Below are 14,817 nucleotides of genomic sequence, written 5' to 3' on the forward strand. Positions count from 1 at the left end.
GACGTGGGCGGCTGGAGATCTCACGTCCGGGGACGGCACCGGCGGGGGTCCCGCGCGGTGGTCCTCGGGTGATCAGAACAGCCCGGGTATGACCTCGTCCTCCGTGGCGGAGAAAGCCGCTTCCTTCTCCGTCAGGTACTGCTGCCACGAGGCCGCATCCCAGATCTCGGCGCGGCTGCCCGCCCCGATCACCGCCAGTTCCCGGTCCAGGCCCGCGTATGAGCGCAGGGACGCCGGAATGGTGATGCGACCTTGCTTGTCCGGGACCTCGTCCGATGCCCCGGAGAGAAAAACGCGGATGTAATCCCTGGCCTGCTTGGACGACAACGGGGCCGCCCGCATCTGTTCATGGACCCTGGCGAACTCCTGCGCGCTGAACACGTACAGGCAGCGTTCCTGCCCTCGGGTCAGCACGAGTCCGTCCGCCAGTTCGGCCCGGAACTTGGCCGGGAGAATCAGCCTGGCCTTGTCGTCCAAACGCGGTTCGTATGTTCCGAGAAACACAGCCACCGCCTTCGAATCAGGGTCAGCCCAACCCTCGCTTCTCTACCACCCTCCACTTTACTCCACTGCCCTCCCCCGTCAACGCGCATCCCCTCCACGGCACGCCACGACGGCGCTGCCCCGGGGCGTCGTCGACACCCCTTTCCCGGCGTGGTCTGCGGGCACGCCGGAGACGATGGGTCCGGACATGAAAGAACTCCCCGGCGCGGTGCCGGGGAGTTCTCGGAAGTTCTACGGGCTGGACAGCCTGCGGGAAGGCTCAGCGCTAACCCTGATTGCGTTTGTCCCACTTCTCCTCGAGGTTCTGGAGGAAAGTGGAGGACTTGCGTGGACCGGAGGGACCGCGGCCGAACGGCCCGCCATTGGACGGCCCGTTCCCGGGGCCTCCGGGATTGGCCGCGCCCTTGTCCGGGGTGGCCCGGCCCCGCACGGTGGCCACGTACGCGCCGGCGGCCATCACGATGAAGCCCAACACGCCCACAATGATCAGGTGCATGGCGACCCCGGCGAGCAGGACGCCCAGTCCAACCACTGCGATCACGACCCCCAGCACGACGTTGCGCATGGACCCGCGCCCCCGAACCGCTTCGGTGTGCATGGTCGACGCGAAGCGGGGGTCGTCGTCGTGCAACTGCTTCTCGAGCTGGGCGAGAAGCTGTTGTTCGTGCTCGGAGAGAGGCACGATTCCTCCTGTGGTGTTGAGGGAGCGAGGCGGGGGCGGTACGGCTGCCTTCCTCACTTACCGTCCAGAATATCCCGTGCGGGACGGATTGGCATCGTCGTTTCCATGAGTTTGGCTGGGCGCACAATTCCGGGGCCGAATCGGTGGTGCACGCGGTCCATGGCTTCCTCCGCGGCACCCCATTCCTCCTCCCGTCCATCCAGGCTCAACTGGAACGCGTGATCGGCCCCGGTGAGCTTCTCCGCCCTGATGCCCACGAGCCGCACGGCCTGCGCTCGCGGGCCCAGACCGTCCAGTAGCGCGCACGCTTCGGTGTAGAGATCGTGGGCCGCGGTGACGGGGTGACTCAGCGTCCTGGAGCGGGTGATGGTCGAAAAATCGGCGTAGCGCAGCTTGAGTCCCACGCGCCCGGCGCGCAGTCCGTGCCTGCGCAACCGGACCGCGGTGTCGTGGGCCAGGCCCAGCAGCACACGTTTCAGAGCCGCACTGTCGGCGACGTCGCGCTGGAACGTCCGTTCGGCCCCGATGCTCTTCTCCTCGCGCGCGGGCGTCACGGGACGGGGGTCGTGGCCGGTGGCCAATTGTTTCAAATGTGTCCCGGAAGCGGTGCCCACGAGCGCGTGCAACCGGGGCAACGGCGTGGTGGCGATGTCCCCGACCGTGGACAGCCCGGCGGACTGCAGGATCTCGGAGGTGCGCTTGCCCACCCCCCACAACTTGCCCACCGGCAGCTGTGCCAGGAACGCGAGGGTGTGCTCGGGCGTCACCACGAGCAGCCCGTCCGGCTTGCAGTACGCGGAGGCGATCTTGGCGACCGTCTTGTTCTCCGCGACCCCCACGGAGGCGGTGAGTCCCGTGCGTTCGTGGATCACGCGCCGCAGGGTCCGGGCGATCTCGACGGGCGGCCCGCTGCGCCGGATCGCCCCGGACACGTCCACGAACGCCTCGTCCACGCTCAGCTGCTCCACGCGGTCCGTGACCGAGCGGAAGATGTCCATCACGACCCGTGAGTAATGGGTGTACGCCTCGCGATGCGGTTCGAGCACCACCGCGGAGGGGCAGCGAGCGCGGGCCTGGGACACGGGCATCGCGGAGTTCACGCCGTACCGGCGGGCCTCGTAGGACGCGGAGAGCACCACCGAGCGCGGACCGGAACCGGCCACGATCACGGGGCGGCCGCGGTACTGGGGGGCGTTGAGCAGTTCCACGCCCACGTAGAACATGTCCATGTCCACGTGCAGGATGGCGCAGCGCCGGTACTCGGCCAGTTGCTGCGGACTCGGCCCGCCCATGGCGCCTCCTTCCACGACCCTCCGGCATCGGAAACCCATCGCCACGCGGGACCCGTCCGGATCAAGACCCGTTGATGACGGACATGCCACCCGCGCGGGATCTGGTTCGTCTTCCCTAAGCCTAGGAAGGGGCTCCGACACGCACACGGGCCACGGCACCACGAACTTGTCCGGCCCCGGGCCGCTCGACAGGGCGGCACCGATACGCATCCGCGGCGCCGCGTCCGGTTAGGCTGGTTGGGCGCCCGCGGGGCGGCCCGGCGTCGTGGAGCCCGTGCCCGTGACGCCCGCCGCGCCCCGCGGTACCGCGCAGCGCGGCCGACAGCATCCCCTCGATCAAAGGTGCCCTGGCATGACCCCTTCCGACGCGTCCGTCACCGCGACGCAACAGGACCGTGACTTCTCCGCGCTCCTGGACGAGCGGATCACCGAGTTCTTCGCGAGGGAACGCGAACGGGTCACCGGGATCTCCCCGCACGCGACCGTGCTCGTGGACGCGATCGAGGACCTCACGCGCGGCGGCAAGCGCCTGCGCGCACGGCTGTGCTACTGGGGCTGGCGCGCGGCTGGCGGGGCCGTGGCGGACGACGTCGCCGTGGCCGCCGCGGCGTCCCTCGAACTTTTCCAGACCGCGGCGCTGATCCACGACGACATCCTGGACCGCTCGGACACGCGCCGCGGCAAGCCCAGTGTGCACCGCGTTTTCGAGGCCCTGCACCGCGAGGCCGGGTGGTCCGCGGACGCCGCCCACTTCGGGGTCAGCGCGGCCGTCCTCACCGGGGACATGAGCCTGTCCTTCGCGGAACAACTCTTCGCCGACGCCACCGCGCGCGTCGCCGCGGACGCGGCCGCGACCGCACGGGAGATCTTCTCCACGATGCGCACCGAGGTCATGGCCGGGCAGTACCTGGACATCCACGCGGAGGTCGCTCCCGCCGTGGGCGACCCCGAGGAACAACTCGAGCGTGCCATGACCGTGCTGCGCTACAAGTCCGCCAAGTACTCGGTGGAGCACCCCGTGGAGATCGGCGCGGCACTCGCCGGCGCGGACCGCGAGTTCCTCGCGGACTGCTCCGCGTTCGCGCTGCCGGTCGGCGAGGCTTTCCAATTGCGCGACGACGTCCTGGGGGTCTTCGGCGACCCGGAGACCACGGGCAAGCCCGCCGGGGACGACATCCGCGAGGGCAAGCGCACCGCGCTGATCGCACTGTGCGCGGCATCAAGTTCGACCGAGGACATCGCGTGGCTCGAATCGGTGCTCGGCCGCGCGGAACTCACCGAGCAGGAGGTGCACCGCGCGCGGGACCTCATGCGGGACAGCGGTGCCCACGCGCGCTCGGAGGAACTCATCGCGTCCCTCGTGCGCACCGCGGACACGCAGCTGGCGCGCTTGCGCACCGACGACGTCGCCCGGGCCGGGCTGCAGGCGCTCGCCGGCGCCGCCGTGCGCCGCGCCAAGTAGGCCGCCTCAGCGGGCGGGTGTCACCAGCCCAGGGCCTGGGCCCTGCGGCGCACCTCGGTCTTCTGGCCACGGCGCAGCGCGTCGATGGGCCGCCCGGGCAGGGACTCGTCCTCGGTGAACAGCCAGCGGATCGCCTGGGCGTCCGTGTAGGCGGCATCCCGCAGGACGGCCACGGTCCCCTTGAGGGAGTCCACGGGGCGGTCGCCGTCCATGAAATCGGCGGGGACCACACGCACGCGGTCTTCGGGTCGGCGCACCTCGAGCAGTGCGCCGTCGTCCACGAGCCGATGCACCCGGGTGATCTGGATGTCCATGGCCTCGGCGATGTCGGGAAGGTAGGTCCACTCACCCACCAACGAGTCGAGTTCGGCGAATTCCTGGGCGGAGAGATCGGTTGAGTAGTTCACGAACCCTACTGTGCCACGGCGCACCGACCGGCTCACACACCGGTCGCGACCAGGGGTCGGGTAATCTGGGGGCACCGTGCTGTACCGGAGGGTGCCGCCGGATCTTCCCCCGCTCACCCGTCCCGAGGTAGGAATCGCGAACATGCCGGTTGACCCGCCCCACGACCGCCGGTCCCCCCGTTCCACATGGTCCCGCCGCGCCGCGCAGGGCTCCGCCGCCGCGCTGGCCGCCCTCACCGCCCTGGGCACCGTGGGTTCCGCGCACGCCGCGCCGGCGCCCGCCCCGAACGTCCACGTGGCGCAGCATGCCCAGTCCACGCACGTGACCGTGGCCCCCGGGGACTCCCTGTGGTCCCTGGCGACCGCCCACGGGGTGCGAGTCCAGGACCTGATGAGCGTCAACAAGCTCCCGGCCCACGGCATGATCCGCCCCGGCCAGCGGCTCGTGATCCCGGGATCGGACCGCGCTCCCGCCTCCTCCTCCGCGGCCGCATCGCGCGCCGACGACGCAGACCCGGCCGGCTCCGACCGCGGCGGCTCCCGGCGCCACACCGTGGCCGCCGGTGACACCCTGTGGGACCTCGCGCAGCGCTACGGCGTGAGCGTGGCCGAGCTCATGCGGGCCAACGGGGTCTCTGCTGCCTCCGTGTTGCGCCCGGGCCAGGGACTCACGATCCCGGGCGGGGCGGCGGGACCCGCCCGAGCGGCGTCGTCGTCCGAACCCGCCGCGACGGTGCGTGACGCTGGCACGGCCGCGGCCCCGAAGCCCAAGGCCGCCGTGGGTGACACGTTCGCGGGCCGCACGTACCCCCGCGAGGTCGTGGAGTCCGCGAACCGACACCACGCCCAGTTGCAGCAGCGCCAACTGCCGGCCCCGGAGCAGATCCGGGAGATGGTGCGAGCGACCGCCCAGGAGTTGGGTGTGGACCCGGCGCTCGCGCTCGCCCACGCCTCGCAGGAATCCGGGTTCCGCCACGGGGTGGTCTCCCCCGCGGACGCCGTGGGCACCATGCAGGTGATCCCGTCCGCCGGTGAGTGGGCGTCCGCGATGGTGGGTCGGGACCTGGACCTGCTGGACCCCCAGGACAACATCACCGCGGGGGTCGCGCTGATCCGGGAGCTGCAGGCCAAGGCCCCCAACAAGGCCGCGGGGATCGGCGCCTACTATCAGGGACTGCACGGCGTGAAGACGTACGGTATGTACCCCGACACCAAGGCGTACGTGAAAGCCGTGAGCGCACAGGAACGAGAATTTGCCCAGTAGCAGCATGAACGACCACCGCGTGGGATCCCTGCTGGAGGGCCGGTACCAGGTCCGCCGCCTGATCGCCCGCGGTGGTACGGCCACGGTCTACGAGGGGCTCGACGAACGGCTCGAACGTCCCGTGGCCCTGAAGATCATGCACCCCCACGTCGCGGACGACCCGTCCTTCGTGGCCAGGGCACGGCGTGAGGCCAAGTCCGCCGCGCGCCTGCACCACCCCAACGTGGTGGCCGTCCTGGACCAGGGTCACACCGCGGATGGCGTGCTCTACCTGGTCCTGGAATACGTGGACGGGCCCACTCTGCGCGACGTCGTGGCCCATGAGGCGCCCATGACACCGCGCCGCACGCTCGACCTGCTGATCCCCGTGCTGCGCGGCCTCACCCAGGCGCACCGGATCGGCCTGGTCCACCGGGACGTGAAGCCCGAGAACGTCCTGCTGACCCGGGGCGGGCAGGTCAAGGTCGCAGACTTCGGACTGACCCGCGCCGTGGACGAGCACACCACGAGCACCACGGTCATGGGCACGGTGGGCTACGCCGCCCCCGAACTCGTGGGGGACGGCCCCGTGGACCAGCGCAGCGACGTCTACGCCGTGGGGATCATGGCGTACGAGATGCTCACGGGCTCACGCCCGTACACCGGTACCGCCCTGCAGGTCGCGACCGCCCACGTGAGCCGGGACGTCCCCGCCCCCGGTGGGCTCGCGCAGGGCGTCCCCGCTGCGCTCGACGAGTTCGTGCTGCGCGCGACGTCCCGCGACGCTGCCCAGCGCCCCGCCGACGCCGCGGCGCTGCTGGACCTCGCGCTGGCCATCCGACGCTCGCTGCCCGAGCAGATCGACCCGCCCTCACTGCGGGACACGGACACGGTCGTCCTGGGAGGCGGGTCCCACGCCTCGACGGCTGCGGCGGCGGTCGCCGGAGGGGCACTGGCCGGCGCTGCGGGAGCGTCCGCCGCTGCCGGCGCGGCCACCGTTCCCACCGCGGGAGGCGACGCCGCCGAGGCGCCGACGCAGGCACTCGGCGGAGTACCCACGGAGGCCCTCGGCGATGCGGGAGCGGATCCCACCGGGGAGAACGCCACCACCCCGCGCGGTAGTCAGCACACGCATGGAATGGGCCGTCCCGGCGAGCGCGGGGCCGGTGCGCCGATCCTGCCCGCCTTCGAGCCCGACGCGACCGGGACCATCGCCATGACCCAGGTGGGCTCCACCGCCCACCGCTCCCGCGACACACCCCGGGTCCGGCTGAACCCCCAGCCCCCTGCCCTGCACCTGGCCGTGGGCGCCGTGGTCTTCGCGCTGCTGCTCTCGGTGGCCGGATTCCTGGGCTGGTGGCTCGGCTCGGCCCCCGGGACGGCGTCCGCGACCGTCCCTGCCGTCGCGGGTCAGGACACCGCAACCGCGGAACGCGCCCTCAACAGCGCGGGGATCTCCAACGTGGGCGTGCGCTCGACCACAAGCCCCGAGGTCCCGCAGGGCATCGTGATCGCCACGGATCCCGGGGTCTCCACCACCGTGCGCGGTATCGAGCAGGTCAACCTGGTGGTCTCCGAGGGTCCCGCCCGCGTGAGCGTTCCCACCGTGGTCGGTTCAGCGGGCGACGACGCCCGGGCCGCGATCACCGGCGCCGGGCTGCGCGTGGGCAAGATCTCGCGGGAGTACTCCGCGCAGGCCGTGGACACCGTGCTCGGGCAGTCCCCCGCTGCGGGGACGAGCGTGGACGAGGGCACGACCGTGGCCCTGACCCTCGCCGCGGACACCCCGCAGGGTGCACCGCCCAACGTGGTGGGCCAGGACGCGGACTCCGCCCGGCAGAGCCTCGAGGAGCAGGGGTACACGGTGGAGATCAACTCACCCGTTGGTTCCCACCTCAACCGGGTCGTGCGCCAGCGTGAGGACGAGAACACGGTGATCCTCACCGTGTTGTGACGGTCGTGCGGACACGACCGCATGAGTGGCGACCGTGCTGTCACGACCACGCCGTGACGCCCGCGCCCCGAAGGCGATGACGACACGGACGCCTTACACACGAAAGATGACCCCGGCACCAACGGTGCCGGGGTCATCGCATGTCAACGGATCAGTTCTGCTGGGAGAGGTACTCCGCGACCAGGAACGCGATCTCCAGGGACTGCATGTGGTTCAACCGGGGGTCGCACAGCGTCTCGTAGCGTTCGGCGAACGAGGACTCGTTGACCGGGTCGGACCCGCCCAGGCACTCCGCGACGTCGTCACCGGTCATCTCCACGTGGATGCCGCCCGGGAACGTACCCAGCGCGCGGTGCACCTCGAAGAAGCCGCGGACCTCATCCACGACGTCGTCGAAGTTGCGGGTCTTGTACCCCGAGGGCAGCGAGACCGTGTTGCCGTGCATGGGGTCCGTGACCCACACGGGCTTGGCACCCGACGCCTCCACGGCCTGGATCACCGGGGGCAGCTTCTCGCGGATGTTCTTGGCACCCATGCGGGTGATGAACGTCAGGCGACCCGGCTCGCGCTCGGGGTCCAGGGCATCGATGAGCCGCAGGGCGTCGTCGCCCGTGGTGGACGGGCCGAGCTTGACGCCGATGGGATTGCGCAACCGGGAGAGCAGGTCCACGTGCGCGCCGTCGAGTTCGCGCGTGCGCTCCCCGATCCACAGGAAGTGCGCGGATGTGCCGTACGGCAGGTTCGTGCGGGAGTCGATGCGGGTCAGTGCACGCTCGTAGTCAAGCAGCAGCGCCTCGTGACCCGCGAAGAACTCGGTGGTCTTGAGAGCGTCGAAGTCGGAGCCGCACGCGGCCATGAACTTCACCGCGTGGTCGATCTCGCGCGCCATGGACTCGTAGCGGGCGTATGCCGGGTTGGCCGCGAAGCCCATGTTCCACGCGTGCACGCGGCGCAGGTCCGCGAACCCGCCCTGGGTGAAGGCGCGAATCAGGTTCAGCGTGGACGCGGACGTGTGGTAACCGCGCACCATCCGCTTGGGATCGTGAACGCGGGACTCCTCGGTGAAGTCGAAACCGTTGACCATCTCCCCACGGAACGAGGGCAGGGTCACGCCGTCGCGGGTCTCGTCGTTGGACGAACGCGGCTTGGAGAACTGCCCCGCCATGCGCCCCATCTTGACCACGGGCAGCGACGCGCCGTACGTGAGCACCACGGCCATCTGCAGCAGCGTGCGCACCCGGGCCGAGATCTTGTCCGCGGTGGCACCGGCAAACGTCTCGGCGCAGTCGCCGCCCTGCAGGAAGAACGCCTCACCGTTGGCCACCTGGGCCAGGCGCGCGCGCAGCCGGTCGACCTCTCCCGCGAACACGAGGGGCGGGACGGCGTTGAGCTCCTGCATGCTGCTCGCGAAGTCGGGGTGCTGCGCCCACTGGGGGTGCTGACCGATCGTCTTGTCCCGCCACTCGTCCAGGCCGGGATAGTTCGCCGCGCTCGGGGAGGGGGACGACACGGTTCGGATCTGTTCAGGCAGCGTTATGGAACTCATTCGGACAGTCTAGGCGGATTCCTTGGGACCGCGCTCGTCCGTTCCGTCATGTGAACGTCCCTGCAGCTTGGCGCCCAGGTTGCTCGCCTGCTGGGACACGGCGTCCGTGACCGCGCGTCCCTTGTCCCGGGTGGCCTCGACGACGTCGCGGGCCTGGACCTTGAGCGCTGCGGTCTTCTCCTCGGCGAGCGCGCGCTTGTGATCGGCAGCGTAGACGTCCGCCATCTCCTGGCCAGAGATCTTCTGGATCGCGGCCATGATCTCGTCCGTCACGCGGCGCATGGTCGCGTGGTCCCCGCGCCGGGACATCAGGTCCGAGAAGTCCATGGGCTCACCGAAGACCGTGGTGACCTTGGCACGGCGCGGATCCGGGAACCGTGAGCCCAGGGGCTGCATCTTGTCCGTGCCGAACATCGCCACGGGGATCACGGGGGCCCCGGTCTCCAGCGCGAGGCGGGCCACACCGATCTTCCCCTTGTAGAGCCGACCGTCCGGGGAGCGTGTGCCCTCCGGGTAGATCCCGATCAGCTTGCCCTCGGCGAGTGCCTGGCCACCGGCACTGAGCGATTTGGCGCTGGCCTTGCCACCCCTGCGGTCCATGGGGATCTGGTTGATGGCTTTGAAGAACGCGCCGATCACGCGCCCCTTGAGCCCGGGGGTCGTGAAGTACTCGGACTTGGCCAGGAAATACACCTGGCGCGGCACGGCCACGGGCATAAAGACGGCGTCCGGGACGGACAGGTGGTTGCTCGCGAGGATCGCGGGGCCGTGCTCGGGGACGTTCTCCAGACCCACCACGGTGGGTCGGCACACCAGGTTGACCACGGGGCCCACCACGTAGGTCTTCAAGAACATGTACACCATGAGCGGGAGCCCTTTCGTCATCGCGGGAGTCACCGGATGCCCGCGGTGGCCCGGCCGTGCACCGGTGCGCACACGCGGCACCGTGCCTTTGTTCCGCCACATTCTCTCACGAGTTCTCGCGGCGGCTGGCACAATGGCGCCATGTTCTCCGATCAGCAACTCCACGGCCCCCTGCACCTTCCCGGCTCCTCCTCCGTGGGGGTCCTCCTACTGCACGGCTTCACGGCCACCACGGCCTCCGTGCGGGATTGGGCGCACGCCGTCCACGAGGCCACCGACGACGCCGGAGCCCACCCGGGCGTGCGCGTCCCCCTGCTGCCCGGGCACGGGACGCAGTGGGAGGAACTGGCCGAACAACCGTGGCAGGCCTGGCGGGACGCCGTGGACGAACAGTACTGGGCGTTGCGCCGCGAGCACGACCGCGTGGTCGTGGGCGGGCTGTCCATGGGCGGCGCGCTGGCCCTGCACACCGCGGCCCGGCGGGAGGTCGCCGGGGTGCTGCTCGTGAACCCCGCGCTGTCCCTCGTGAACCGGATGGCGCGGTTCAGTCACCTGATGAGTCCCGTGGTCGCGTCCCTGCCCGGGATCGGTGGCGACGTCAAGAAGGAGGACGTCCTGGAGTCCACCTACGACCGCACGCCCCTGGCCGCCGTCGCGCAGTTGAACGTGCTGATGCACCGGACCGTGCGCATGCTCCCTGCGATCACCGCGCCCACCGTGGTGTTCCGTTCCGAGGTGGACCACATCGTCTCCGGGGGCTCCGCGGACCTGGTGGCCGAGCACAGTTCCGGGGACGTCCACGTGGTCGATCTGCAGAACAGCTACCACGTGGCCACCCTGGATCACGATGCCCCACTGCTCGAACGGATCTCCCGGGACGCGGTCCAGCGGTTGTCCCGGGGCGAGCAGTTCCTCCCCGAGGACCCGTCGTGAGTTCACGCCAACCACCGGAGGACCCGTTCGAGCGGATCATCCGCGGCAACTCGTGGGACGACGTCCCCCGCGACGACGAGGACCTCGAACCGTGGGCCGAGGACTTCCCGTGGGAGCCCCGCGAGCAACCGGCCGAGGAGATCCCCGTCGAACTGCGGGACACCCGGGAGGACGAACGCTACGAGCCCGATCCCGGGCCCGTTACGAGCGGGATCTCCCCCGCCATGCTGCGCGCCCTGAGCACCGTGCTCGCGGTCATCGTGATCATGGTCGGACTCGCCCTGTTGCCCGGTCCCCTGCCCCCGGTTATGTGGCTGCTGGGCCTCGTGGGTCTGGTCGCGGGTCTGTACCTGGTCTTCCGCGCGCTGCCGCAGGACTCCCCCGAGGACGACGACGGCGCCGTCGTCTGACGCGTCCGCGCGGCGCGTTCCAGCGGGGCCGGCTCCCCGGACGCGGGCGTCTCCGCCACAATCCTGCCGGGGTCGCCGTCATGTGGTGGACACGTCCAGTATATGCCGGGAGTGAGGCGCGACACACAGTAGGCTGAGAGCCGTTCCCATCAGGAAGGTGCCCCTCCATGCGACGCGTCAGCGCCCCGGCCATCGTCGATCCCCTGCCGTACCCCGGCATCGCCCACATCCTCGCCGAACGCGCCGAGCAGAAACCCGACACGGTGCTGTACACCGTGCTCGCAGAAGGGCGCGAGCGGGACGTCACGGCGCGACAGTTCCGTGACGAGGTCGTGGCCCTGGCCCGTGGGATCGCCGCGAAGGGCATCCGCCCCGGCGAGCGCGTGGGCCTGCTGAGCCGCACGCGCTACGAGTGGACGCTCGTGGACTTCGCCCTGTGGTGGGTCGGCGCAGTGCCGGTGCCCGTCTACGACACGTCCTCCCCCGATCAGATCGCCCACATCATGTCTGATTCGCAGGCCGTGGCGATCTTCGTGGAGACCGACGAACTGGCCGAACGCGTGCAGCGGGCCACCGGGATCACGGAGTTCGCGGCCGCCCGGCGAATCTGCGTCTTCGACACCGCCTCCAGCGAAAACTCCCTGGAGGCCATGATCGCGGGCGGCGCCGACCCCACGGATCTGCAGACGCCCTACGACGGCGTGACCCTGGACGACGTCGCGACCCTCATCTACACCTCGGGGACCACGGGTGCGCCCAAGGGCTGCGAACTGACGCACCGCAATTTCGTGTCGTGCTCGCAGAACACCATCCCGGTGGCCGGTGCCGTCATGGCCGGGGGGTCCCGCACCCTCATGTTCCTGCCGCTCGCGCACGTGTTCGCCCGGTTCGTGGAGGTCACGTCCCTGGACGCCGGGATCACCCTGGCCCACACGCCGGATGTCTCCCACCTCATGGACGACCTCGCCCGGTTCAAGCCCACGTTCATCCTGGCCGTGCCCCGCGTGTTCGAGAAGATTCTGGTGGGCGCGCGGTTCAAGGCCCAGGCCGGTTCGCCCGTGAAGAAGCTGATCTTCGAGCGGGCCGTTGCGACCGCCGTCGCGTGGTCACGCGCCGCCGTGAAGGGCCCCGTGCCGCCGCTGCTCGAAGCCCGCCACCGCCTCTACGACAAGCTCGTGTACTCCACGCTGCGCCAGGCCATGGGCGGGGACGTGCGCTATGCCGTCTCCGGGGGTGCGAGTCTGGGCGACTACCTCGCGCACTTCTTCAACGGGATCGGTGTGTACGTGGTCGAGGGCTACGGGCTCACCGAGACGACCGCCCCCATCGCGGCGAACTTCCCGAGCCTCAACCGGCTCGGCACGGTGGGCCACCCGATCCCCGGCAACGAAGTCGCGATCGCCGCGGACGGGGAAATCCTCGTGCGCGGCGCCAACGTGTTCAAGGGCTACCACGGGCTGCCCGATAAGACCGCCGAGGCGTTCTTCGACGGTTGGTTCGCCACCGGGGACCTGGGCCACCTGGACGACGAGGGGCTGCTCACGGTCACGGGGCGCAAGAAGGAGATCATCGTCACCGCGGGCGGCAAGAACGTGATCCCCAACCAACTCGAGGACCCCATCCGCGCCTCCGCGACCGTGGGGCAGATCATGGTCGTCGGGGACGACCGCCCCTTCGTGGCCGCCCTGATCACCCTGGACCCCGAGACGCTGCCCAAGGTGCTGCCCGGACTCGGGCTGGATCCGCACATGAGCGTCGACCGGGCCGCACGCGAGGAGGCCGTCATCGACCACGTCCAGAAGATCGTGGACCACGCCAACGCCAAGGTCTCCCGCGCGGAGGGCATCAAGGCCTTCCGCATCCTGGACCGTGACCTCACGATCGAGGACGGCCACCTCACTCCGTCCATGAAGCTCAAGCGGGCCAAGGTCGCCCAGGACTTCGCGCGCGAGATCGAGGACATCTACGCGCGCTGACAGCCCGCCGACGCCGTGGGGTGCCCGGGCCAGGAACTGCGCTTCGCATACCGGGCTCCGGGGGCCCGGTTTAGTCCTCCGTGCGCTGCCCGGGGACGTCCAGACCCAGTAGCGCGTTCTCCACCACCTCCGCGAGCGCGGGGTGGATCCAGTACTGGCCGCGTGCCATTTCGTGGGCCCGCAGCCCGAAGGACATGCCCTGGACGAGCGGCTGGATCAGGTTGGAGGAATCGCGGCCGATGAGGTGTGCCCCCAGCAGCTCGCCGGTGCGGGCGTTCGCGATGAGTTTGCAGATTCCGGCGTGGTCCTCCATGGCCCAGCCGTAGGCCACGTCCCCGAAGTCCTGTTCCTTGATCGTGATCCGCTCGTCGTTCCGGGCGGCCCAGTCGCGGGCCTGGACCTCGGTCATGCCCACGGACGCGATCTGCGGTTCGGTGAACACCGCGGACGGCACGTAGCGGTGATCGGTCGCGCGCAGATCCTGCGGGTGCACCACGTTGTGGGAGACCGTGCGGGCCTCGGCGTTGGCCACGTGCTTGAGCTGGTACGGGGAGCACACGTCCCCGAGGGCCCACACGCCGGTCACGGGTTCCCCGTCCGAGAGCACACGCTGGTACTCGTCCACGGCGAGCAGACCGCCGCCGGTGACGTCCAGGTGGGCGGCTTCCGGGCGCAGCGTGTCCGCATTGGGGACGCGCCCCGTGGCCAGCAGGACGACGTCGGCGGTGCCGTCCCAGTGCTGTGCGGAACCGTCGGAGGCCTGCGCCGACACCGTCAGGCGGCCGTCCTCGGCACGCTCGATCCCGGAGAGCGTCCACCCGAGTTGTAGGTCCCACTGTTCGGCGGCCTCGCGCGTGAAGCGTTCGGCGATCGTGTCGTCGTGTTCGCGCAACAAGCGCTGCGAACGGTTGAGCTGGGTCACGGAGGCGCCCAGTCCGCGGAAAACGTGGCAGAACTCGGCGGCCACGTACCCGCCGCCCACCACGATGACGTCTCGGGGGAACTCGTCCAGGCGCATCACGGTGTCCGAGGTATGCACCCCGGGCAGGTCGGTACCCAGCACGTCGGGGATGCTGACCCGCGAACCGTTGGCCAGCACGATCTCATCGGCGGTGATCCGCTGCCCGGACTCGGTCTCGAGGACCTTGGGTTCCACGAAGTGCACGTACTCCTGGATCACCGTGACGTTGTCGAGCGACTCGCGGTACTGCAGCCCGTTCTTGGAGATCGCGTCGATCCGGGCGAAGATGCGATCCCGCATGCCGGGCCAGTCCACACCCTCGATCACGGCGTCCAGGCCCAGCCGTATGGCGTCCCGCGCTTGGTCCCCCACGGTGGCCGGGTACGCGTACATCTTGGTGGGGATGCACCCCACGTTCAGACACGTCCCCCCGAACCGGCCGGGTTCCACGATGGCGACGTCGAGGTCCGCGTACTCGTCTGTAAGGATGGAGTTGCCGGAGCCGGAGCCCACGATGATCAGGTCGAAAGAACGCATGTGCCCCATCCTAGGCCGCCGCCCCGCGCGTCCGAGGACAGGCGGG

Annotated in this window: 13 protein-coding genes; 6 read left to right on the forward strand and 7 right to left on the reverse strand. The window is 70.2% G+C overall.

The annotated features are described in order from the left end of the window. Positions 1 to 72: 72 nt before the first annotated feature. The 3 genes from mraZ to dinB form a co-directional block, all read right to left on the reverse strand. Positions 73 to 504 carry a division/cell wall cluster transcriptional repressor MraZ gene (mraZ, locus tag A5728_RS03585; RefSeq protein ID WP_064845777.1) on the reverse strand — a complete coding sequence of 144 codons (432 nt, stop codon included), beginning with the start codon at positions 502 to 504 and terminating at the stop codon, positions 73 to 75. A 265-nt stretch (positions 505 to 769) separates the two neighbouring features. Then, positions 770 to 1,186 (reverse strand): DUF3040 domain-containing protein, encoded by a 417-nt coding sequence (locus A5728_RS03590; protein ID WP_064845744.1) that lies wholly within the window; start codon positions 1,184 to 1,186, stop codon positions 770 to 772. Between the two features lie 53 nt (positions 1,187 to 1,239). After that, entirely contained in the window at positions 1,240 to 2,478 is a 1,239-nt protein-coding gene (gene dinB, locus A5728_RS03595; protein ID WP_064845745.1) for a DNA polymerase IV, read from the reverse strand. 352 nt (positions 2,479 to 2,830) lie between these two features. Between dinB and A5728_RS03600 the strand changes: the two genes are divergently transcribed. Further along, a complete protein-coding gene (locus tag A5728_RS03600) occupies positions 2,831 to 3,940 on the forward strand; it encodes a polyprenyl synthetase family protein (RefSeq protein ID WP_064845746.1) in 1,110 nt (369 codons plus the stop codon). Between the two features lie 20 nt (positions 3,941 to 3,960). Here A5728_RS03600 and A5728_RS03605 read toward each other — a convergent pair whose 3' ends face one another. Then, entirely contained in the window at positions 3,961 to 4,347 is a 387-nt protein-coding gene (locus A5728_RS03605; protein ID WP_064845747.1) for an Rv2175c family DNA-binding protein, read from the reverse strand. Between the two features lie 142 nt (positions 4,348 to 4,489). Between A5728_RS03605 and A5728_RS03610 the strand changes: the two genes are divergently transcribed. Next, complete coding sequence (locus A5728_RS03610; protein WP_064845748.1) at positions 4,490 to 5,611, forward strand: LysM peptidoglycan-binding domain-containing protein; 1,122 nt, start codon at positions 4,490 to 4,492, stop codon at positions 5,609 to 5,611. A 4-nt stretch (positions 5,612 to 5,615) separates the two neighbouring features. Then, positions 5,616 to 7,544, forward strand: coding sequence for a protein kinase (locus A5728_RS03615; RefSeq protein ID WP_064845749.1), 1,929 nt, complete (start codon positions 5,616 to 5,618; stop codon positions 7,542 to 7,544). Between the two features lie 151 nt (positions 7,545 to 7,695). On the opposite strand, the gene A5728_RS03620 is transcribed toward A5728_RS03615, so the two are convergent. Beyond that, positions 7,696 to 9,090: a class II 3-deoxy-7-phosphoheptulonate synthase gene (locus A5728_RS03620; RefSeq protein WP_064845750.1), complete on the reverse strand. Its 1,395-nt coding sequence runs from the start codon at positions 9,088 to 9,090 to the stop codon at positions 7,696 to 7,698. Positions 9,091 to 9,099: 9 nt separating this feature from the next. Then, on the reverse strand, positions 9,100 to 9,945 hold the full coding sequence (locus A5728_RS03625) for a lysophospholipid acyltransferase family protein (protein WP_367403385.1): 846 nt from the start codon (positions 9,943 to 9,945) through the stop codon (positions 9,100 to 9,102). A 150-nt stretch (positions 9,946 to 10,095) separates the two neighbouring features. Here A5728_RS03625 and A5728_RS03630 point away from each other — a divergent pair, with 150 nt between their 5' ends. From A5728_RS03630 to A5728_RS03640, 3 genes are all read left to right on the forward strand, one after another. Then, entirely contained in the window at positions 10,096 to 10,887 is a 792-nt protein-coding gene (locus A5728_RS03630) for a carboxylesterase (RefSeq protein ID WP_064845752.1), read from the forward strand. Next, the gene (locus A5728_RS03635; protein WP_064845753.1) at positions 10,884 to 11,297 is read left to right on the forward strand and encodes a hypothetical protein; all 414 of its coding nucleotides are present in this window, start codon (positions 10,884 to 10,886) and stop codon (positions 11,295 to 11,297) included. The genes A5728_RS03630 and A5728_RS03635 overlap by 4 nt, the downstream gene beginning before the upstream one ends. A gap of 167 nt (positions 11,298 to 11,464) precedes the next feature. After that, positions 11,465 to 13,273 carry a long-chain fatty acid--CoA ligase gene (locus A5728_RS03640; protein ID WP_064845754.1) on the forward strand — a complete coding sequence of 603 codons (1,809 nt, stop codon included), beginning with the start codon at positions 11,465 to 11,467 and terminating at the stop codon, positions 13,271 to 13,273. Between the two features lie 70 nt (positions 13,274 to 13,343). Here the strand turns inward: A5728_RS03640 and A5728_RS03645 are convergent, their stop codons facing one another. Beyond that, a complete protein-coding gene (locus tag A5728_RS03645) occupies positions 13,344 to 14,771 on the reverse strand; it encodes a mycothione reductase (RefSeq protein ID WP_064845755.1) in 1,428 nt (475 codons plus the stop codon). Positions 14,772 to 14,817: the final 46 nt, after the last annotated feature.

Origin of the sequence: Kocuria sp. ICS0012, from assembly GCF_001665945.1 — a bacterium.
GTDB lineage: Bacteria > Actinomycetota > Actinomycetes > Actinomycetales > Micrococcaceae > Kocuria > Kocuria marina.

What these genes read in the sequence shown, in the direction of transcription:
- A5728_RS03630 (WP_064845752.1), top strand. Translation starts at nt 10,096, where the DNA reads ATGTTCTCCGATCAGCAACTCCACGGCCCCCTGCACCTTCCCGGCTCC.
- A5728_RS03645 (WP_064845755.1), bottom strand. Translation starts at nt 14,771, where the DNA reads ATGCGTTCTTTCGACCTGATCATCGTGGGCTCCGGCTCCGGCAACTCC.
- A5728_RS03610 (WP_064845748.1), top strand. Translation starts at nt 4,490, where the DNA reads ATGCCGGTTGACCCGCCCCACGACCGCCGGTCCCCCCGTTCCACATGG.
- A5728_RS03620 (WP_064845750.1), bottom strand. Translation starts at nt 9,090, where the DNA reads ATGAGTTCCATAACGCTGCCTGAACAGATCCGAACCGTGTCGTCCCCC.
- dinB (WP_064845745.1), bottom strand. Translation starts at nt 2,478, where the DNA reads ATGGGCGGGCCGAGTCCGCAGCAACTGGCCGAGTACCGGCGCTGCGCC.
- A5728_RS03615 (WP_064845749.1), top strand. Translation starts at nt 5,616, where the DNA reads ATGAACGACCACCGCGTGGGATCCCTGCTGGAGGGCCGGTACCAGGTC.
- A5728_RS03600 (WP_064845746.1), top strand. Translation starts at nt 2,831, where the DNA reads ATGACCCCTTCCGACGCGTCCGTCACCGCGACGCAACAGGACCGTGAC.
- A5728_RS03625 (WP_367403385.1), bottom strand. Translation starts at nt 9,945, where the DNA reads ATGTTCTTGAAGACCTACGTGGTGGGCCCCGTGGTCAACCTGGTGTGC.
- A5728_RS03640 (WP_064845754.1), top strand. Translation starts at nt 11,465, where the DNA reads ATGCGACGCGTCAGCGCCCCGGCCATCGTCGATCCCCTGCCGTACCCC.